The following is a 20532-nucleotide window of genomic DNA, read 5'->3' as shown; positions in this document are numbered from 1 at the left end:
TCCTATCCTTGAAAGCTAAATAAGCTTCCACTCAATCGTTTCCCCATCAGCTGCGGCGCATAGTCCCAGCATACCTTGCTGGAAACCGCCACATGGGGCAGCTCGATAAATCGTACACTTTCTTTTTCCCGGATCAGCTGCCGGATCAGCGGATCAGCTATAATGGTATGGTATCTTCCACTGTTCACCAGTTTTCTGATATCACTTTCACTATTTAAGGAAAGGCTGTCCTGCCGGTACACTCCCTGTGTTCCTCCGAATAAAACCGCCGGCTGAATATCCCTTATTCCCCTCTCTTCTTGAAAATGAAATGCCAGCGACCGGATCAGAACTTCTTCTCCGATCATGAGAATCCGACTCGTTTCTTCTGCTGCCGTTTCCAATACCCTCTCCTGTTTATCTTCCATTGTTTCTTTCAGCATTACGGCCAGACGGTCCGCCGCCGGCTCCCCGGCCGGAACTCCCACCACATAAGGAATTTGATACCGTTTTTTCATATATTCTGCCAGGCCAAGACCGCTCTTTGACACCACCAGGTTTACACCGGCAGAGGTTGCCTGGCAAACCTTATGGAAATCAGATACCATAGAAAAATCCGCCTGAATGGTAAAGCCCCGTTTCTCCAGCTCGCCGATCAAATCAACTGCATTGCTGTTGTTGGAGAAATCAAGGGGTGTCAGTCCCAGAATATTGATGCTATCCCCAGACGGGCTGACCTCCTGCGGTGGCGGAAAGAACTTTTTCGCAAACGCTATGTAAGCATCTGAAATCCCTTTATCATAGTAATGCAAACCGGTTGTGGCAAGTCCGATGGAAGGAATTCCGGTACGCTCTTCCAGTTCTGCCGCTATTCCTTCCAGATCCGTACCGATCACCATGGGAACCGGACTTCCCAGAAAGCAAAGAAAGTTCGGTTTTAAATCATTTGCGGCATTTTCAATCTTTTGTATAAATTTTTCATCATTGCCAAGGATCGCATCCAATTCCCTGAGTCCTGAACAGTACACCAGACTGCGGGAGTCATACCATCTGGGTTCATCATAACCGGTATAATTCCCCGTGCAGCCGGAAGCATCATGAATTACCAGCAGGCCGCCCAGCGCAAACAAAGCGGAACATACACCGGAATAATCAGGAGCAAAGGGAGGCAGTTGTATCGAAAGTTTATGCATCATATCACCAACCCATAATTTTTTATCAGCGTTTCCAAATCTTCTTCCACCTGGACTGCATGGACGATCCCTTCCATCAGACGGACCAAACCGTCAAATCCAAAGTTCCCTTCATTGTTTACCAGACCGCACACATGGCGGGAACGGGTAACATATGCGGCTTCAAAGCCAATGGCAATGCTGTCCTCCGGAAATACTCCGATCCTTGAAGGAATATCATAGCCGATCGGATTTAAAATCTGGATCTCCGGCATGTGGTCATGGATCCAGTCCCCATGTTTCTTTTCTGCTTCCCCGACTGTCCGGGCAAAAATTCCGGCCACATGGAAACCTGCCTCAATGAGTGCCCTGGCTGCTGCAAAAGGAAAAATCACAGCCGTATCGTCGATAAAAACCGGTCTGTCCCGGACTGCCTCTCTTGCCTCCATAACAGCCTGCCTTGCCTTCCTTTGGTATGGCTCTAAGTCAAACCGGACATTCTCTTTGTCCGCCAGCTTATCCATCAGCCGTTCGTAAGTATTTAAAATATCTTCCTCCCGGTAGTTAGTGTAAGCTAACTCGAAATCAATATCCAACCGTTCTTTCATGTCCATGGCCACCTTCATTCCCGGCGGGGCTGTCACCAGATTCCATTGGGCAGCCGCCATCTGCTGGTATGCTTCAAAGGTTTCAAACTGTGCAATGTGGTTGACCTGCTGGATTCCCATCGCCTGCAAAAATGCAAACAATTCAGATTCCGGCCGGATCTGCACCGGGTTCCCAATGAGATTGACCTGCCCCGTCTTACCTTCCGACGGTTCTAAGAGACCGTACATCTTCCGGCGGATATTGACCGGAGGAGGATTATCCGTATCCAGGGTGATGGGGTTCATATGGCAGAAAGTAAACCGTACATCTTCATGCTGTTCCCGTAAAACAGCCAGTATGGACTCATGGTCTGTTCCCAGTAAGTCATCCAGGCAGCTGACAAAAATCATCAGAACTTTCGGTTTTTTCTCCAGTGTTTCCAGGAGCTCTGCCACCGCTTCCGGAATCAAATCCTCATATCCTCCCGATACAATATCACTTTCATCTATGTATAAATAGGAGAGACGGTCTTTTAAGCCATGCCCGATGGCTCCAAGCGCTCCATGCCTCCCACAGGCAAAAGGACATACAAACAGCTGGTAGCTTTCCGGAACCAGCATAGCCAGACGGACCACCCCCCACCCGCCGTGGGCAGGCGATGTATAATGAAGAGTACTGCAATCAGTTTTCATGACCGCACACCTCCAGAATCGATTCGGCTAATGTACGGTATTCTCCTGCCATGGCACTGTCCGGAAACGCTTCCACAACAGTTTTCTTCTGATGCTCTGCCTCCTGTACAATTCCGTCACGGGGCAGAATCCGCACGATCTTCCCGCCGCTTTCCTCTGCAAATTCCGATACCAGTTTCTGCTCTTTTTCAATATTTCTTGAGTTTAAAATGATACCTGAATACCGGGCATATCCCCGTTTGGAAAACTGTCCCACAGCACTGACTATGTTAGCGGCAGCATAAAGGGACATCTTCTCACCCGAAGTAACAACAAATACATGTTCCGCATAGCCGCCCCGGATGGGCATGGCAAAGCCTCCGCAAACCACGTCGCCAAGAACATCATAAAGTATGATATCCGGCTTGTAGATCTCATAAGCATTTAATGCTTCCAACCGTTCAAAAGCGGTGATAATGCCGCGTCCCGCGCAGCCGATTCCAGGAGTCGGTCCTCCGGCTTCCACGCATAACACCCCGTTGTAACCGGGAAATACAATATCTGAAAGCTCCACATGATCAGACTTTTCCTTAATTGCATCCAAAACTGTCTTTACCGGTTTTCCCAATGTCAGATTCTGAGTGGAATCTGCTTTTGGATCACAGCCGATCTGCATCACCCGGTATCCCATATCAGACAATGCTGCCGTTAAGTTTGAGGTAGTTGTGCTCTTGCCAATTCCTCCCTTCCCGTATATTGCAATCTTTAACATATATGGCTCTCCTTAGTTCACTTTTAGTTAGCGTTAACTAACCTCTGCATACTAACATGAAGCCGCCTTGGAGTCAAGATTGCACCGGGAAAACTGTCTCAAATGAGAAACATCCCTGATCACTATCTTCTGTTCCGTATACTCGATTGCCTGAGAAATACGGAAGTTGTCCAGTTCCCGATACAAGGTTGCACGGCTGATTCCCAGGCTGGAGCATAATCCGGTCTTCCCCGTACGCAGGAAAATCACCCCTTTGCTGTTGGCATGACTCACTAAATAGTCAGCCAGCCGGGCTTTGGCAGAGGTGGTATTAAGCATTTCGATCTTCTTCTGCAGAAACAGTATCTTTTTATTGAAAATCGTCATAATATGAAGCATCAACTCGGGATCCCTTTTAAACACCTTTAAAAGCTCACTTTTCTTTATGTACAGTACGGTTGTGGGGCACATGCACTGGAGTGTGTTTGGCATCTCTGCCTGAGTAAAAATCGTACAGATCCCAAAACAGTCTTTCGGGTAAATCTGTTTCATGATTAATTCTTTTCCATCCTGAGTGACCGAAGAGACGGAAATCTCGCCGGATACTACAATACCGATGGATTTCTCTCCCAGGTAGCGGTTGCTGACCAGGCTGCCTTTTTCTAGATTGCACATTCCGTACTCCATCCCCCCCACATTCATTCCCCGGAATAATTCTGTGGTTTTTAAAAATTCCAGGTCCTTTTCCCGTTGTGTCACATGAGACACCTCCCTCTTCCTTTGTCTGCTATAATACGGTTGAAATACCATTATTATACAAGGAGACAGGAAAAATGAAAAGTAAAATAATTCTCATTAGCGGAGGAGCAGCCAGCGGCAAGACTCTGGCTGCCACAAATCTGATCCGGCATATTCAGTCTGCCGGCAAACGTTCCTCCGTCTGCAAGATTGACTGTCTGCATTCCGATGATCCCGCTGCCTATCAGGCTTTGAACGTTCCTTTTATACTGGGCCTGTCCGGTGACATATGCCCGGATCACTTTCTGATTTCAAACCTTGAGGAAATGATTGCATGGAATGAACAGCAGAGAACCGAATATCTGATTATCGAAACTGCCGGACTCTGTAATCGCTGTTCCCCTGCCACCACCCACACAATCAGTATCTGTGTGACAGATTGTACCAGCAGCTTACGTTCCCCCAAAAAACTGGGACCAATGCTGACCACCGCTGATATCATTCTCATGACTAAAATTGATATGGTTTCACAGGCAGAAAAAGAAATTATACACTATAATATAAGCTCCTTAAATCCAACCGCTCAGATCTTTCCTGTAGACGGATTATCCGGTTACGGCAGCGGGCTTCTCTTCCAGTACTTAGAAAGCCTTCCAGAAACCGGGTGGAGCGGAAATGACACCCTGCGCCACACCATGCCTGCCGGTGTCTGCTCTTACTGTGTGGGAGAAAAGCGGATCGGAACCATGTATCAGCAGGGCATAGTGGAAAAAATGGACTTTACGGAGGTGCCCTATGTTTCATGAATTAGCCATTATTCCAGGCCGGAATAAAAACGGACAGCCGGAATCTTCTGCTCCCCTTATCATGAAGCCCGGACAGATGTATGCAGTTGTAGGCCATACCGGTTCAGGGAAAAGCCGGTTGATTCAGGATTTAGAACAGCTGGCCTGCGGCGACACGGTCTCCGGGCGTCATATAAAGATCAACGGAACCATACCGGAAAGACAAGCCCGCTTTCACACCTCCAGGCAGCTGATCGCCCATCTCAGCCAAAATATGCGTTTCGTATTGGATGTGACAGTCGATGAATTTATCCGCATGCACTGTACCTGCCGGCAGCGGGACTGGCAAACGGTTCTGCCGGAAGTACTTGACCAGGCCAATACCATTACTCCGGAGCATCTGCATGGAAGTGACAGCTTGAATCTTTTAAGCGGCGGCCAAAGCCGCGCCCTGATGATCGCTGATGTTGCCATTCTGTGTGAAAGTCCAATTGTTTTGATTGACGAAGTGGAAAATGCCGGTATCCATAAAGAAAAGTCTTTGCATCTGCTGCTGAAAAAGCAGAAACTGGTACTGATCGCCACACACGACCCCCACACAGCATTAATGAGTGACTGCCGGATCTGCATGAAAAACGGCGGAATACAATCGGTAATCGAAAGAAATGAAAAAGAACAGGAAACCTGGGAACGCCTGCATGCATACCAGCAATATATTTTAGAAATGCAAAGAAAGATGAGGGTCGGGGAATTATGCGTAAGATAAGTATGTATTGGAATAATATCTGTGTCCTGCACCGGTATGAAAAGAAACACATAGAAAAAGTAACATCGCTTTTGAAAGAACAGGATATCCTGCTGGAAACAGAATATTTTGGCCTTGGATATCCGAGAAAACTGTCAGAAGAGGTGAAAAGCACTGGAACCGCACCGGATATCATGGTCTCCACTGATTTAGAGGTGTTTGAAGATCCGGAAATCTATGGTTTATTTAAAGAAGACCTCCTGGAAATACAGGACCTGCTTCCACTAAAAAAAGAGATCCGTGACAGCAATCTCTGTCAGGACAAGCGTCTGCTTCCTTTTTTAGTGATCCCGCTCATCATGGTATTTAACAGACAGTTATTAGCCGGCCAGCCTTTGCCAACAACCCTAAGAGAATTGGCATTGTATCCCAAGGTGTTTGGAGGTAAGGCAAATTCAGCCGGGCGGGGTGTCTTTAAGCAGCTTACCTGGCTGTACGGAAAAGAGTTTACCGATCATTTTATGGAAACTGCCACGATCCTGGATATGCCGGTTCAATCTCTCCAAAGCGTCCAAAAGGGGCTCAGCCCTGCGGCAATTACTCCCTCTATCTTTGCTTTCCGGGCCGATGAAACACTTCTATCACTCCGGTATCCAAAAGAGGGAGCCTTAACCGTTCCTTCTTTTATCGCTGTAAAAAACACACTGCCACCGGATCTTGCCGGTTTGATTTTATCAAAACTGTTTACGGTTGACTTTTGTAATTACTTTGCTGAACATGGGGCAATACAGCCCTGTTTCCAGCAGGCAAACGATGTAAGCATGGTGGCTGAACACCAATTTCAATTTGTTTATCCTGACTTCTCTAAAATCACCGGAAGAGAATGATTACGAATAAAAGCTTTATTAAAACATGAGATTCTGCCTGTCCAATACACAAAGAAGGCTTCGGTAAAAACGCCTAAGCCTTCTTTGTCTGCATAGCCATTAATAGTCACTTCAATTACCGCTTAAACTCTAACATAAACCCATGTTCCGCCTTTTTTTCATGATATGATCTTCAATATCATCAGCTACCTGTACCGGGTCATCTCCTAACGCTACTTTGCCGCCGGTCAGGCCCTCGACGTCTTCTGTGAGCAGCTTTACAAGCTTTGGCGCACCGGTGATAAAGGGAGTTGGGGAAAGATGGGTATAGGCTCCGTATGCTATAGCAAATAAGCCGTCTATGGTTGCTTTCTGTTCCATCCATTCCGGTGCTGTCACTGCAATCGGAAGGTCTGAAATGTCAGCATCCAGGTGGTCTGCCAGGGCCGTTACAAGCATGGAAATCCTTCCTGTATCCGTACAGGTTCCAAAGCTTAACACAGGAGGGATTCCCAATGCCCTGCACACTCCCTGCAGTCCTTCTCCCGCCTGATCGATGGCGTCTAAATTGCACATACCAGCAACCTCTAATCCATGGTTTCCGCAGCCCCCTGCAACGACAAGGATATCTTTTTTAATCAGTTCTTTTGTTAAATTCACCGTATTCCAATCCTGAGGCCCGTTTCTCAAAGTCGAGCAGTTTGCCAGAGCGACAATTCCTTTTAACTGGCCGTTTGCAATTACATCCACCAGATTATTTAAATCATTTCCGATTGCGTCTAAGACTGCTTCTGTAGAAAAACCGGCAATGGCTTTTTGCTTGTACTTTGGAACCATTGGCTTGATTTGTTTATGCCTTTTCTTAAAGTTCTCAATGGCAACGTGGATGCATGTTTCAGACATCTCCTCCGCCTTCTTCGGATAATATGGCATCTTATGTTCTGTGCCGGGAACACCGATAATTGTGCTGACGCTTACCAGCGCAACCTGATATTTTTCCGCATATTGATCAATGGCCGGCGGTGAACAGTTTTCCTCCATTACAAATGCGTCCACAGTTCCTGTTGCTAAAAACGGTTCAATGGATAACCAGTTTCCCATAAGGCCCACAAACACATCATCCATTTCAAATCTTTGCAGCAATTCCTGTCCTGTTTCAATGGATCCTACGATGTGGATTCCCTTTGCTCCGGCCTGCTTTGCCATATCCTGAAACTCCTGCATCCTGGCCTTCTGTAAAGTCGCAACTCCAATCCAGGGCTGATGTCCATTAAATGCAATATTTACGTAGTCTGGATCCATAATTCCCAAATCCACATCCACTTCATGAGGCATCGGCGTACCGAATAATATATCCTGCGTCATCTCAAGGCCAATCTGTGCCGTATAAATCGTGGAAAGACCCAAGCGCAGAGCTTTTGTTGCCAGGGAAACGTAATCGCCATCTACGTTGGTCAGACAGCTTGCAATGCTGTTTTGCACTTCATGTTCAACCCCAGAAGGATAAATGTGTAAATCTTCCCAGATCTTTTTTCGTTTCTTCGGTGAAAAGACTTCCACCATAACACTTTTCTCATCAGGACTTATCTTCATCTCCCGGTCAAGAAACTCAGCAAGGCAGACAGCCATCTGGTTCACATCCTGATTGGTATTGATCCCAGTCTTTTCACACATCCATTTTAGCTTTTTGGTATCTGTAATCTGGAAAATGGTATTGCCTTTCCCTGTTTCCTTTAAGGTCCGGAAGGCTTCGTATGCGTGATGGGCATAGGTGGCCGCACCCATAATATTTCTCATGAGAAGATTTCTCATGGCCATGGCATCGGCCCCAATTCCGCAAACACCTTTTTCCGGTCCTTTTTGTTCGTTGATTCTGCAAGGTCCATTGGTGCATAATTGACAGCTTAGTCCTTGCAGACAAAATTTGCATCGTATTTTTTCCTGCTCGTCCCATCTGGAAAATACGCTTGATAATCCGTCATCTCTTATCCTGACCAGCATCTCTTCCACGGAGTCATGATAGCTTACCCGACCTTCTGTTTTTTCTAAAACCGTCTCTGGCATAATTACCTCCATTAAAATATTATTCCGTAAGTAGTATGCCAAATTTTAGCAGCCCTATTCTTTTGATGCAGGATCAAACAGTCCGATCTGTGTATCTTCATCCACCCAGGGTCACGTCCTGCCTGGAATACCATTCAATCGCATCGTATACGTGCTGAGGCGTAAAATCAGGCCAGAAATCATCGATCACATACATATCCGAATAAACGGATTGTACCGGCAAAAAACCGGACAGCCTTCTGCGTCCTCCCCACCGGATCACCAGATCGATCCTGGAAACATCGGCAGTTTTTAATTTAGGGCCTATGGCTCCGTCATGAAGTCCCAGATCCCACTCCCAGCTGTAATTGACCAGAAAGTTGATCTTCATTCCTCCATTGCCGAACTGGTGCCTGTTAGTATATGGCTTTAACTCCTCCGGAAACATGGCTGACGTTGTTTTTCCCAGAACCAAAAGCTCGGCATCTTCCTTTGACAATTCCTCCACGGCTTTTACGCATGCCTTTGAAAAGGCATCCCTCTGGATTGAGGGACGCTTTGTATTATCCACGGTAAAGCCGTAAAAGGTCATTTCGTTAATCCCAAGTTTTCTGCAAAGGTGGTAAAGGACCATTCCAGGGGATATTCCATTGTCATACCCTTCCTCTTTTTCCATTCCTTTTCCAAGGGCCCAGCGGCGGTTGCCGTCTGGTATGATCCCGATGTGCTTTGGAATTCTCATATACGTTCCTCCATTTTTCCTGCTATATTTGAATTATATAGAAAGTATAGCCAATTTTTTCTCTTCCATAATTCTCCTTAAGTAAATCTTCATTGGCTTCTAACTCTTCACCTCTGACCGCTCATAATATACCTTAATTCTTACCACCTTCATACCCCATCAAAGATAAACGGCAGTAACCAAAGGCAAATCATGGCCACCCACTGTGCGCGCTCCACTGTTCCTGCTCTATAAAAAAAGACGGCATGCCCCGCTTCCCAGGGCATACCGTCCATCTCCATATATGACTTTTATAAAAAATTATATTCGGTTAGTATCTTCTCCCGTCCCGTAGTCATATCCGTAAAGTATTCATAATAACTGATTCCCAGGAAAGAACCAGAAATGTTAATGATATTGTCAAAACCGCGGCCCTTTAACGCCATGGACGCATTATAGCTTCTCTGGCTGGTTCTGCAGTGTAAGTATACCGGCCTGTCATTAGGAATTTCTGATACACGCTGCCTCAGTTCACCTAAGGGGATATTCACGGCTCCAATGAGATGCCCCATCTCAAACTCGTCACGTCCTCTCACATCGATGATGTATGCTTTGCTCTCTACCAGTTCCCGCGCTTCACTTACATGAACCTGTTGAAAGACACCGTGCAGGACATTAAGTGCCACCAGCGCGGCCAGATTAACCACATCCCTTGCAGTGCCGAACACCGGCGAGTAGCAGAGTTCCAGTTCTTTTAAGTCCTCCAGGGTTCCGTTCATGGCAATAAGGGTTGCGATAACGTCGATCCGCTTGTCTACATTGCCCTTGCCGATGGCCTGGGCTCCCAGGATCCTTCCCGTGGGTACCTCGAATACAAGCTTAAAGTGCATGGGAGAACTGCCGGGCATCAGGCCTACCTTATCCATAGCCATGGTGTAGACCGAATCGCATGGTATATTATTTGCCTTTGCAGTTCTCTCATTCAGGCCTGTCGCAGCAGCGTTCAACTCGAACACCCTGACAGCGCAGGAGCCAATGACTCCGTTATTCCTGGTGGACATGCCATACATGGCATCAGCGGCTGCCCTTGCCTGGCGCAGAGCCGGACCAGCCAGAGGGAGCCTGGTTGGTTTGTGGGTCAGGCGCTGATAGACCTCGATGGCATCGCCCACTGCATAGATATGCGGGTCGCTGGTGCGGTAATCCGGTGTCACCTTGATCCCACCGGTCTCACCGATTTCAAGGCCTGCCTGCTTTGCAAGCTCTGTCTCCGGCAGTACGCCAATGGAGAGCACCACTGCATCGCAGGGCAGCTCCCTGCCTGAGTTTAAGATTACCTTATCCTCAGTGATGGCCTTAACACCGTCGCCTACCGCCAGTTCCACACCCTGATCATAGAGCTCTTTTTGCAGAATCTGGGTCATATCATAATCAAAAGGTGCCATGATCTGACTGGCAGCCTCTGCCACAGCTACCTGCTTTCCTGCAGATTTCAGATTTTCTGCCACCTCAAGGCCGATAAAGCCGCCTCCGATTACAACCACGCTGCGGATTTCTTCTCTGGCAACATATTGATCCAGCTCTGCAATATCATTCACATTGCGCACTGTGAATACATGAGGGAGAGACACTCCCTCGATTGACTTAGGACGGATAGGATAGGATCCCGGCGAAAGCACCAGCTCATCATAGGATTCTTCATATTCCCGGCCGGATACACTGTCTTTAATACGTATTTTCTTAAGGGTGCGGTCAATGCCGCACACCTCACTGTTAACACGCACCTCAATATCATAGGAATTCTCAAATCCCTCCGGCGTCATCAGCACCAGATAATCCTTATCCTCCACGGTCCTGCTTAAATAATAGGGAAGTGAGCAGTTGGAAAAGGATACATGCTCTCCCCGTTCAAATATGGTTATGGACGCATCTGCATCCAGACGCCTGATTCTGGCTGCGGCGGACGCACCGCCGGCAACACCTCCCACAATAAGAACACGTTTACCCATGATCACACATCCTTTGTAATTATTTTCTTATGAATCTCCCTTTGCTGAGGCTGGTTTCTTTTCCAGGTTCAGCGACTTGTCATTATATACTGTCATATCTATATTATTAGTCAGTTTTGCAGCTACCAAACCGGTCACCATACCATCGCTGACATTCAGGGCAGTTCTCGCCATGTCGATCACAGGCTCAATTCCTACCAGCAGACCTGCGAGCCCAACCGGGAGTCCAAGTGCGGATAACACGGTGATACCTGCAAAGGTTGCGCCGCCGCCTACACCGGCGATACCAATGGAAGCAAACGTGATGATGACTACCATCAGAATAAAGAAAGATGGGGTAATTTGCTGGCCCACAGCGGGAGCCACCATAACTACCAGCATGGCAGGATAAATAGCCGCGCAGCCGTTCTGTCCGATGGATGTACTGAGGGAACCTGCAAGGTTTGAAACTCCGTTATCCACACCCATCTCATCTGTTAAGGTCCTGATGGTCAGCGGCAGGGTTCCTGCACTGGTACGGGAGGTAAATGCAAATACAAGGGTTGTCATGGCCTTCTTAAAATATGTAAGAGGGCTGATTCCCACGACAGCCAGTATCAGTCCGTGAATGATGAACATGATAAATATAGCTGTATAGGAAGCAAGAACAAAGGTTACAAGCCGCAGGATACTGGTATAGTCACTTCCTGCAATGGTCTTGGTCATCAATGAAAAGATGCCGAATGGCGTCAGCATAATAATCATCATGACCACTTCCACCACCAAGGTATTCAGCGAATTCATCAGTTTCCCAAAAAACTCCGCCTGTTCCGGGGCGTAGGTCCTTACCCCAATCACTCCGATTCCCAGGAATGCTGCAAAGAGCACCACGGAAAGAGTTGCATTACTTCCCTGTCCGGTCAGGGCATAGATCGGGTTGGATGGAATGATATCAATAATGGTATCTTCAATGGAAAGGCCCTCTTTCGCCTTCTCTTCCAGCTGGGAAGTCTTTTTACTCTCAGCCTCGCCGATCTCCAGTCCCTCCGCGCTGACGCCAAATGCCGCAGCTGTAACACCGCCTACCACTGCTGAAATTGCTGCCGTGGACAGGAGAATTACCAGTACAAGAGCTGTAATCTTACCAAGGTTCTTGCCTGACTTCTGGTTTATGATAGCACACACGATGGATACAAAAATCAGCGGGATAACCATCATCTTCAAAAGCTTGGTATAAGCAGTGCCCACCAGGCTGATCCAGCGCAAGCTCTCAGAAACCGCTGCATCATCTGCCACTGTCTTTAAGATCGCACCAAATATAATACCGCCGAACAGACCGGCTATTACACGTACATTAAAAGATTTGCCTTTTTTCTGCAATACAAACAGAACACCCAGATAGATTAAAAAACAGATTACACTAATAGAAACAGCCATTTATTCCCCCACCTTTTCTTTGATGTTTTTAATAATACTTTCAACAGCAGTAACAACATTCTTAGTATCTGTAGCCAGGTTAATCCGGATAAATCCGTGCGCCATAAGGCTGAACCATTCCCCAACATCGCAGGCAAGACGGCACTTGTCCTGGATAAAGACGGCAGTCTCTTCTCCTGTAAGATAACCCCTTAAATCAATCCAGGACAGATATGTTCCTTCAAGAGGCGTAACCACGATCTTTGGAAGCTCCCTTGCAAACTCCTGTTTCATATAATTGTAATTGTGAATGATCAGCGCCTTCACATTCTCCAGCCATTCTTCTCCTCCCCGGAAAGCGGCCTCCATTCCTGCAACACCCATGAGGTTGACTTCCGGTGAACCAATGCTCTTGATGTATGCATCATAGGTTTCCATCAACGGTTTGTCAAATATGATGACATGGGAGTGAATCAGTCCGGCTAAGTTAAATGTCTTGGAGCCTGCATTTAAGGTAATCAGAATATCCTTATACTTACCGTTCCCGACCAGGGCGGAGGATACGAACTTCTTCCCCTCATAGGTAAAATCCTGATGAATCTCATCAGAAACCACCAGCACCCCATGTCTGCGGCAGATGTCGAACATGGTATCCAGCTCCTCCTCAGACCATACCCGGCTTACAGGGTTATGGGGAGAACACAGAATGAACATCTCTACCTTGTTGTCCATGATTTCCTTCTCAAACGTTTCAAAATCCAGGGTATAATAACCGTTGTTGTTATCAAGCTCACAGGTTACAAGCTTTCTTCCAGTGTTCAGTATGGCATCATAAAATGGGTAATATACAGGAGGGCAGATAATAACGGACGCTTCCTCTTTGGTATATGCCCTTACAGCCGCATATAAGGATCCCACCACCCCGGTAGCAAACCTTATATTTTCCCTGGCAAGTTCTACATTATGATGCTTCTTCTGCCATGCAAAGAAAGATTCAAAACATGCATCCTCCACTGTGCCATAGCCAAACACGCCGTGCTCCACGCGTTTCACCAGAGCCTCCCTTACTGCTGCCGGCGACTGGATCTCCATATCGGCGACCCAGAGGGGAAGTAAGTCTGCATCTCCAAAAATCTCTTGAAGTGAGTCCCACTTTAATGTACCCGTTCCCCGTCGTTCCACACAATTTTCCCTACAGAACTTCTCAATGTCCATGAAAATACCATCCTTTTCGTAGTATAAGCAAGTTATTGCAAAATATAGTTCACCAACTGAACTATATTATAAAATACTTAGTATATATTGTCAATATATTTTTAATAAATTTTTAATAATTAGGGCATTTTCCACATAAATTATTTACTTTTTATTTTTATAGTTCATTGACTTAACAATATTTCCCGCTTTGTTTGAAATAATATATTGAAGCCCTATTCTATATATGGTACTATTACATGTACAAACATCATCAATTGGAACAGGAGCATTTATATGAGTCATATTTCAGATATAAACAGCGCATATCAAAAGTTGAATGCACGGGCAGATACCTTGTATGAATTTATTATCTTATATCACAACTACATCTATGCCCATCACACATATGAGAATGAAAACTTTAACATGATGGAGATACACACCCTTACCTACATAGACGACTCCCCCGGGATTACTGCCACTGAGCTGTCAAAGATATGGCATAAAAGCAAAAGTGCCATTTCCCAGGTCATCAAGAAGCTGGTTGACTCCGGATACATAGAAAAACGATACAAGGAAAATAATGAAAAGTCCGTATGCCTGTACGTGACAGAAAAGGGAAAAAGACTTTCCTCGGTTCACAAAGCTTATGATGTAGCTGACATCACACAGACCACCTCCTATCTGATCGAACAGTGCGGTGAGTCAGACTTAGACGCCTTTTACCGGATTGTTGAAAAGTATAATGAACTTCTGAAATCTGATTTGGAATCATAGGTATATCAATTGTAAATGATATAAGAACAGCAAAAAAGCTGCTCAATCTAACCGTATGGTCAGATTGAGCAGCTTTTTTGATATGTTGCATTCTTTATAGAATTTTAAACAGCAAAAGGGGCCGTGTACGAAACTGCCGGTACCACAACCCCCTTTGACTTTCATATATAGATGTTACATATAATATCTTTCAATTGCTTCGCCTTCAGCATCATGAAGGAAACATATTTATTAGTTTTCCTTAATTGTTAAGTGCTGCCTGTGCTGCTGCCAGTTTTGCAATCGGCACGCGGAATGGAGAACAGGATACATAATCCAGACCAATCTTATGGCAGAACTCTACGGAAGAAGGATCTCCGCCGTGCTCGCCGCAGATACCAACATGCATTTCCGGACGAACGCCCTTGCCTAACTTGATTGCTGTTTCCATAAGCTTGCCTACGCCGGTCTGATCCAGTTTTGCAAATGGGTCATTCTCGAAGATCTTGGTGTCATAGTAAGCATTTAAGAACTTGCCTGCATCATCACGGGAGAAGCCATAGGTCATCTGAGTTAAGTCATTGGTTCCGAAGCAGAAGAATTCTGCCTCTTTGGCAATGTCATCAGCGGTTAAGCATGCTCTTGGGATCTCGATCATGGTACCTACTTCATATTTTAAGCTGCTTCCTGCTGCAGCGATCTCTGCGTCAGCAGTTTCAACTACGATCTTCTTGACAAACTTTAATTCCTTCTCATCACAGATCAGCGGAATCATGATTTCCGGGCAAACGTTCCAGTCAGAATGTGCCTTCTGAACGTTGATGGCTGCACGGATCACTGCCTTAGTCTGCATTTTTGCGATCTCAGGATAGGTAACTGTCAGACGGCATCCACGATGTCCCATCATTGGGTTAAACTCGTGTAAGGAATCAATGATGCTCTTGATCTGAGCAACAGTCTTGCCTTGTGTATCTGCCAGCTTCTTAATGTCGTCTTCCTCTGTTGGAACGAACTCATGCAGAGGCGGATCTAAGAAACGGATGGTAACAGGATTCCCTTCCAATGCTTCGTAAAGCTTTTCAAAGTCATCCTGCTGTACAGGAAGGATCTTTTCAAGAGCTGCTTCTCTCTCCTCAACGGTATCGGAGCAGATCATCTCGCGGAATGCGTCGATTCTGTCTCCTTCAAAGAACATATGCTCGGTACGGCAAAGGCCGATTCCTTCTGCGCCCAGTTCTCTTGCTTTTCTTGCATCAGCAGGTGTATCAGCATTGGTTCTTACTTTCAGCCTTCTGTACTTATCTGCCCATGACATGATTCTTCCGAACTCTCCGATAATAGCTGCATCTACTGTCGGAATGATTCCGTCATAGATCTTTCCGGTAGATCCATCAAGGGATAAGAAGTCTCCTTCATGATATTCCTTGCCTGACAGGACGAATTTCTTGTTCTCTTCATCCATAGTGATTTCGGAACAGCCGGATACACAGCATGTACCCATTCCTCGTGCAACAACTGCTGCATGTGAAGTCATACCGCCGCGTACGGTCAAGATACCCTGAGCGGCCTTCATACCTTCAATATCTTCCGGAGAGGTCTCAAGACGAACGAGAACAACCTTCTCGCCTCTTTCATGCCATGCTTTTGCATCGTCAGCTGTAAATACGATCTTACCGCATGCAGCTCCTGGAGATGCTGCCAGAGCCTTTCCAACAGGTTCTGTCTTCTTTAATGCATCTGTATCAAACTGAGGATGGAGTAAGGTATCCAAGTTTCTTGGATCGATCATCTTAACTGCCTTTTCCTCTGTAATCATGCCTTCGTCAACCAGATCACAAGCAATCTTTAAAGCAGCCTTAGCTGTTCTCTTGCCGTTACGGGTCTGAAGCATGTAAAGGGTTCTATCTTCAATGGTAAATTCCATATCCTGCATATCTCTGTAGTGATCTTCCAGCTTATTGCAGATTCCTACGAACTGCTCATAGGCTTCCGGCATAACTTCCTTTAACTGGTCAATCTTCTGCGGTGTACGGATACCGGCAACTACGTCCTCACCCTGTGCGTTCATTAAGAACTCACCCATAAGGTGACGTTCGCCGGTTGCTGGGTCACGGGTAAATGCAACACCGGTACCGGAGGTCTCGCCCATGTTTCCAAACGCCATCATCTGAACGTTAACAGCAGTACCCCAGGAATATGGGATATCGTTGTCGCGGCGGTAAACGTTTGCTCTTGGGTTGTTCCAGGAACGGAAAACAGCCTTGATCGCTTCCATCAGCTGTACCTTTGGATCTGCCGGGAAATCAGCACCGATTTTTTCCTTATACTCAGCCTTGAACTGTTTTGCAAGTTCCTTTAAATCCTCAGCTGTTAAATCTACGTCCTCTGTGATTCCTTTTTCTTCCTTCATCTTATCGATGAGCTCTTCAAAGAACTTTTTGCCCACTTCCATAACGACGTCGGAGAACATCTGGATAAATCTGCGGTAACAGTCCCATGCCCAACGGGGATTACCGGATTTTGCTGCCAGAACTTCCACTACTTCATCATTCAAGCCAAGGTTTAAGATGGTGTCCATCATACCTGGCATGGATGCTCTTGCACCGGAACGAACAGAAACCAGAAGAGGATTTTCCTTATCGCCGAACTTCTTTCCGGTGATCTCTTCCATCTTAGTGATGTGTTCCATGATCTGGTCCATGATCTCATCGTTAATCTTCTCGCCGTCATCATAATACTGAGTACAAGCCTCTGTTGTTATGGTAAATCCCTGGGGAACCGGAAGGCCTAAGTTTGTCATCTCTGCCAAGTTGGCGCCTTTTCCTCCTAACAGGTTTTTCATGCTTGTATTACCTTCGGTAAACAAATAAACCCATTTTCTTGCCATAAGTAAATTTCCTCCTCAAATTGTGTTGGTTGTCCAGCTTTTCTGCCGATTATATACGCAAAAAAGCCCTGCAAATATTATAGCATAATTCAAACACTAGTAAAGGGGGTTTCTGTAATTATTCCCAAAAATTAGCTCTTTTTTCGATACAATTACCATGAAAGTACTTCCATAGTCAGTCATTTTCTGATATGCGATTTTAGTTCGCATATACGAATTTTCCATCTTAAAATCCATGTTTTACCGCCAAAATTTAACAAAACAATTTTAAGAATTTTCAGTCAAAAAAGACTTATTTTCTTTCAGCAATACCAGGCAGATCCCCAGCGTTAAAAATTCTGCCGCCGGCATGACGGACCATATCCCCTTTACTCCCAATGCCATTGGAAGGAGAAATACAAGGACGCTGCTTAAGACAAGTCCACGCATCAGGCAGATGAACAAAGCCTTTCCCGGCCTTAATACCGATTGGAACCAGGTGCTGAACAAGATATTAAATCCCATGGGAAGAAATGACAGGAAATAAATCCTGACAGCAGGAACCGACATGGCTAAAATATCGTCCGCAGGCTTTACAAAGGCCTCTGTTACCAGAGCCGGGAAAAGCATGCCCACTCCCACAAACAGCGCACCGGCAACGCATACGGCCAATTCTCCCATACGGCGTGTTTCCTTTAACCTCTCCTTTTTTCCTGCGCCGTAATTCATGGCCAGAATAGGTTGGGATGCCTGTGAGATACCATTATTAATAGAAGCAACGATCAAAGCGCTGTTGGATATGATCCCGTACACCACCACTCCAAGATCGCCAACGTAAACCAAAAGCTGGCGGTTAAATAAAAACATGACGATTCCGCTGCACGTTTCTAATAAGAAGCTGGAAAGTCCGTTTACCACGATTTCCCCTGCTTTTCTCCATTTGAAGCCAAGGGCGATTCTTAAGGAACTTCCCTTGGAAAATAAATGGGTAAGCAGGATGCCAAGAGTCAGGCAGGAGCCGATCACAGTGGCCGCCGCCGCTCCTGCCATTCCCATCTTCATAGGAAAGATGAAAACATAATCCAGGATCACATTGGTGACACCGCCGGAGATCACGGCAATCATTGCCATTTTAGGAGCTCTGTCATTTCTGACAAAGGCCTGCAGGAAAGAAGAAAGCAGGAATACGGGCGCCCCCCATACCAGTATCCTTCCGTATTCCCTGACATAAAGGTCCATGGTTTCATTTCTCCCCAGAAACTTTGTCACAGGATCAAACAGCAGATGCCCTGCCGTCACATAGAACACACCGGCAACTGCCGCCATGCAGAGTGCAGCCGTAAAATATTCCCTGGCCCCATGGTCATCTCCCTTTCCCTTGGAAATGGACAAAAGCACACCCCCGCCTACGCCAAACAGCAGGCCGGTTCCGAAAAACAGACTGTATAAGGGCAGAAGAAGGTTTAAGGCAGCAATGCCGATGGCGCCTACTCCCCGTCCGATCATCAGGGTGTCCGCCAATATATATATGGAAGTAACCAGAGTGGCGCTGATGGATGGCATCAGATACCTTAAAAATAACTTCTTCACCGGTTCTTCCAGTAAATTTGCCTTTTTCATAAAAATCCTCCTTTTCAATTCTTTTAACATTCTATCATTTTTCTTTTAAATAACAAGTAAAATCAGAGAATATCCGTCCATTGTAAGAGGTTAAGGAATATATTCCATAAAATGCTCGATTGTTTTTTGATTTTTTCTGTAAAATAACACCAAATGAGATTGTTTCCAGAACGAAAATGTGATACATTAATGGTATCTCTGAAATTTAATCAAAAACAGGAGGAAAAACAAGATTATGAAAAAGAGAGCATTAGCATTAGCAATGGCAGTCATGATGACTGCAGCATTAAGCGGATGTGGATCTTCCAATCAAGGCGGCGCTACCACGGCTGCACCGGAAACCACAACTGCTGCTGAAAAAACGGCAGAAACAACAGCCGCAGCTTCAGAAAAGTCTGACAGCGGGTATGCACTTGCATTGGTTACAGACTTGGGAACCATCGATGATAAGTCCTTTAACCAGGGAGCTTGGGAAGGCATGAAGAAGTATGCGGAGGAAAACAATATTTCCTACAAGTACTACCAGCCCCAGGAAGGTACCACGGATTCCTATCTCGAGACCATCGGCCTTGCCATCGAAGGCGGTGCCAAGTTAGTAGTTTGCCCAGGATTTTTATTTGAAGAGCCTGTATTCCTTGCCCAGGATCAGCACAAAGATGTTCATTTCATCCTTCTGGATGGCGAACCTCACAATGGTGATTATTCAGAATTCAGAACAGAGGCTAATGTAATGCCGATCCTCTTCCAGGAAGACGAGCCTGGTTTCTTAGCAGGCTATGCAGCAGTGAAAGACGGCTATACAAAGCTTGGATTCTTAGGCGGTATGGCAGTTCCTGCAGTTATCCGTTACGGCTACGGATTTGCAGAAGGTGCTGACGTTGCAGCTAAGGAAATGGGAATCGACAACATAGAAATCATGTACAACTACACAGGAGCATTTGCCGCCACACCGGAAGCTCAGTCCATGGCAGCTTCCTGGTACCAGAACGGTACCGAAGTGATCTTTGGATGCGGAGGCGCAGTTGGTAACTCCGTTATGGCTGCTGCTGAAGAAAAAGGCACAAAGGTTATCGGCGTTGACGTCGACCAGAGCTATGAATCCAATACTGTTATTACCTCAGCGATGAAAGAACTGTCCGTTTCCGTTTACGATGGAGTAAAGGCATTCTATGACAATTCTTTCCCAGGCGGAAAAACCAGCATCTTCACAGCAAAGAACGATGGTATCGGACTTCCAATGGATACTTCCAAATTCACCAAGTTCACACAGCAGGATTATGATGCAATCTTTACTCAGTTAAAGGATGGTAAGATCGAACTTGTACAGCCTTCTCAGGATAACAACAATCCTACGGTTGACTTAAAGCTTGAAAAGACAAAAATTAACTTTGTAGAATAACCTGCAAAAGAAGCTTCCTTCGGGCATTTAAGCCCAAATAGCGCGGGTTAGAAAGAGGAATACCTTCCAGGCATACCTATATGCCCAGAAAGCATGGGCGGGAAAAAGGAAAGGAGATGCCGTTTGATTCACCAGTCAAAACAGACCTGGTCTCTTACGGCATCTCTTTTTTATTTCTCATAAAACAGAAAAATACCAAGGTGTATTTTATTAACCAGGTCCCATAGATAG

Annotated in this window: 16 protein-coding genes; 5 read left to right on the top strand and 11 right to left on the bottom strand. The window is 46.0% G+C overall.

The window, feature by feature from the left end; translation table 11 throughout:
- Positions 1-2 precede the first annotated feature (2 nt).
- Genes RT269_RS18700 through RT269_RS18685 form a run of 4 tightly spaced genes read right to left on the bottom strand, consistent with a single transcriptional unit; the run spans position 3 to position 3920 of the window.
- Complete coding sequence (locus tag RT269_RS18700; RefSeq protein ID WP_313184847.1) at positions 3-1175, bottom strand: nitrogenase component 1; 1173 nt, start codon at positions 1173-1175, stop codon at positions 3-5.
- Complete coding sequence (locus tag RT269_RS18695; RefSeq protein WP_313184846.1) at positions 1172-2431, bottom strand: nitrogenase component 1; 1260 nt, start codon at positions 2429-2431, stop codon at positions 1172-1174. The genes RT269_RS18700 and RT269_RS18695 overlap by 4 nt, the downstream gene beginning before the upstream one ends.
- Entirely contained in the window at positions 2421-3182 is a 762-nt protein-coding gene (locus tag RT269_RS18690) for a nitrogenase iron protein NifH (protein ID WP_313184844.1), read from the bottom strand. The genes RT269_RS18695 and RT269_RS18690 overlap by 11 nt, the downstream gene beginning before the upstream one ends.
- A gap of 51 nt (positions 3183-3233) precedes the next feature.
- Positions 3234-3920: a Crp/Fnr family transcriptional regulator gene (locus RT269_RS18685; protein WP_313184842.1), complete on the bottom strand. Its 687-nt coding sequence runs from the start codon at positions 3918-3920 to the stop codon at positions 3234-3236.
- Between the two features lie 74 nt (positions 3921-3994).
- On the opposite strand from RT269_RS18685, the gene RT269_RS18680 reads away from it, so the two are divergent.
- Genes RT269_RS18680 through RT269_RS18670 form a run of 3 tightly spaced genes read left to right on the top strand, consistent with a single transcriptional unit; the run spans position 3995 to position 6316 of the window.
- A complete protein-coding gene (locus RT269_RS18680) occupies positions 3995-4705 on the top strand; it encodes a GTP-binding protein (RefSeq protein WP_313184840.1) in 711 nt (236 codons plus the stop codon).
- Positions 4695-5450, top strand: coding sequence for an ATP-binding cassette domain-containing protein (locus RT269_RS18675; protein ID WP_313184839.1), 756 nt, complete (start codon positions 4695-4697; stop codon positions 5448-5450). The genes RT269_RS18680 and RT269_RS18675 overlap by 11 nt, the downstream gene beginning before the upstream one ends.
- Positions 5438-6316, top strand: coding sequence for a hypothetical protein (locus RT269_RS18670; protein WP_313184837.1), 879 nt, complete (start codon positions 5438-5440; stop codon positions 6314-6316). The genes RT269_RS18675 and RT269_RS18670 overlap by 13 nt, the downstream gene beginning before the upstream one ends.
- A gap of 129 nt (positions 6317-6445) precedes the next feature.
- On the opposite strand, the gene cooS is transcribed toward RT269_RS18670, so the two are convergent.
- The 5 genes from cooS to RT269_RS18645 all read right to left on the bottom strand — a co-directional run bounded on the left by cooS (position 6446) and on the right by RT269_RS18645 (position 13678).
- Positions 6446-8359, bottom strand: a complete 1914-nt coding sequence (gene cooS / locus RT269_RS18665; RefSeq protein WP_313184835.1) for an anaerobic carbon-monoxide dehydrogenase catalytic subunit — start codon at positions 8357-8359, stop codon at positions 6446-6448.
- Between the two features lie 97 nt (positions 8360-8456).
- Positions 8457-9080 carry an undecaprenyl diphosphate synthase family protein gene (locus RT269_RS18660; protein ID WP_313184833.1) on the bottom strand — a complete coding sequence of 208 codons (624 nt, stop codon included), beginning with the start codon at positions 9078-9080 and terminating at the stop codon, positions 8457-8459.
- A gap of 290 nt (positions 9081-9370) precedes the next feature.
- On the bottom strand, positions 9371-11068 hold the full coding sequence (locus RT269_RS18655; protein WP_313184831.1) for an FAD-dependent oxidoreductase: 1698 nt from the start codon (positions 11066-11068) through the stop codon (positions 9371-9373).
- A 27-nt stretch (positions 11069-11095) separates the two neighbouring features.
- The gene (locus RT269_RS18650; protein WP_313184829.1) at positions 11096-12484 is read right to left on the bottom strand and encodes a cation:dicarboxylate symporter family transporter; all 1389 of its coding nucleotides are present in this window, start codon (positions 12482-12484) and stop codon (positions 11096-11098) included.
- Positions 12485-13678 carry a MalY/PatB family protein gene (locus RT269_RS18645; protein WP_313184828.1) on the bottom strand — a complete coding sequence of 398 codons (1194 nt, stop codon included), beginning with the start codon at positions 13676-13678 and terminating at the stop codon, positions 12485-12487.
- 276 nt (positions 13679-13954) lie between these two features.
- Here RT269_RS18645 and RT269_RS18640 point away from each other — a divergent pair, with 276 nt between their 5' ends.
- Entirely contained in the window at positions 13955-14437 is a 483-nt protein-coding gene (locus RT269_RS18640; protein ID WP_313184827.1) for a MarR family winged helix-turn-helix transcriptional regulator, read from the top strand.
- Positions 14438-14678: 241 nt separating this feature from the next.
- Here RT269_RS18640 and ppdK read toward each other — a convergent pair whose 3' ends face one another.
- Complete coding sequence (gene ppdK, locus RT269_RS18635; protein WP_313184826.1) at positions 14679-17303, bottom strand: pyruvate, phosphate dikinase; 2625 nt, start codon at positions 17301-17303, stop codon at positions 14679-14681.
- A gap of 267 nt (positions 17304-17570) precedes the next feature.
- Positions 17571-18902 (bottom strand): MATE family efflux transporter, encoded by a 1332-nt coding sequence (locus RT269_RS18630; protein WP_313184825.1) that lies wholly within the window; start codon positions 18900-18902, stop codon positions 17571-17573.
- A gap of 235 nt (positions 18903-19137) precedes the next feature.
- Between RT269_RS18630 and RT269_RS18625 the strand changes: the two genes are divergently transcribed.
- Entirely contained in the window at positions 19138-20301 is a 1164-nt protein-coding gene (locus tag RT269_RS18625; RefSeq protein WP_313184823.1) for a BMP family lipoprotein, read from the top strand.
- Positions 20302-20532 lie beyond the last annotated feature (231 nt).

Source organism: Lacrimispora sp. (assembly GCF_032078915.1).
GTDB lineage: Bacteria > Bacillota > Clostridia > Lachnospirales > Lachnospiraceae > Lacrimispora.
Note: the sequence above shows the minus strand (reverse complement) of the source record. Positions and strands in the feature narration are given on the sequence as shown.

Coding starts and splice junctions, on each gene's coding strand:
- RT269_RS18700 (WP_313184847.1), bottom strand. CDS start 1,175: ATGATGCATAAACTTTCGATACAACTGCCTCCCTTTGCTCCTGATTAT.
- RT269_RS18695 (WP_313184846.1), bottom strand. CDS start 2,431: ATGAAAACTGATTGCAGTACTCTTCATTATACATCGCCTGCCCACGGC.
- RT269_RS18690 (WP_313184844.1), bottom strand. CDS start 3,182: ATGTTAAAGATTGCAATATACGGGAAGGGAGGAATTGGCAAGAGCACA.
- RT269_RS18680 (WP_313184840.1), top strand. CDS start 3,995: ATGAAAAGTAAAATAATTCTCATTAGCGGAGGAGCAGCCAGCGGCAAG.
- RT269_RS18675 (WP_313184839.1), top strand. CDS start 4,695: ATGTTTCATGAATTAGCCATTATTCCAGGCCGGAATAAAAACGGACAG.
- RT269_RS18670 (WP_313184837.1), top strand. CDS start 5,438: ATGCGTAAGATAAGTATGTATTGGAATAATATCTGTGTCCTGCACCGG.
- cooS (WP_313184835.1), bottom strand. CDS start 8,359: ATGCCAGAGACGGTTTTAGAAAAAACAGAAGGTCGGGTAAGCTATCAT.
- RT269_RS18660 (WP_313184833.1), bottom strand. CDS start 9,080: ATGAGAATTCCAAAGCACATCGGGATCATACCAGACGGCAACCGCCGC.
- RT269_RS18655 (WP_313184831.1), bottom strand. CDS start 11,068: ATGGGTAAACGTGTTCTTATTGTGGGAGGTGTTGCCGGCGGTGCGTCC.
- RT269_RS18650 (WP_313184829.1), bottom strand. CDS start 12,484: ATGGCTGTTTCTATTAGTGTAATCTGTTTTTTAATCTATCTGGGTGTT.
- RT269_RS18645 (WP_313184828.1), bottom strand. CDS start 13,678: ATGGACATTGAGAAGTTCTGTAGGGAAAATTGTGTGGAACGACGGGGA.
- RT269_RS18640 (WP_313184827.1), top strand. CDS start 13,955: ATGAGTCATATTTCAGATATAAACAGCGCATATCAAAAGTTGAATGCA.
- ppdK (WP_313184826.1), bottom strand. CDS start 17,303: ATGGCAAGAAAATGGGTTTATTTGTTTACCGAAGGTAATACAAGCATG.
- RT269_RS18630 (WP_313184825.1), bottom strand. CDS start 18,902: ATGAAAAAGGCAAATTTACTGGAAGAACCGGTGAAGAAGTTATTTTTA.
- RT269_RS18625 (WP_313184823.1), top strand. CDS start 19,138: ATGAAAAAGAGAGCATTAGCATTAGCAATGGCAGTCATGATGACTGCA.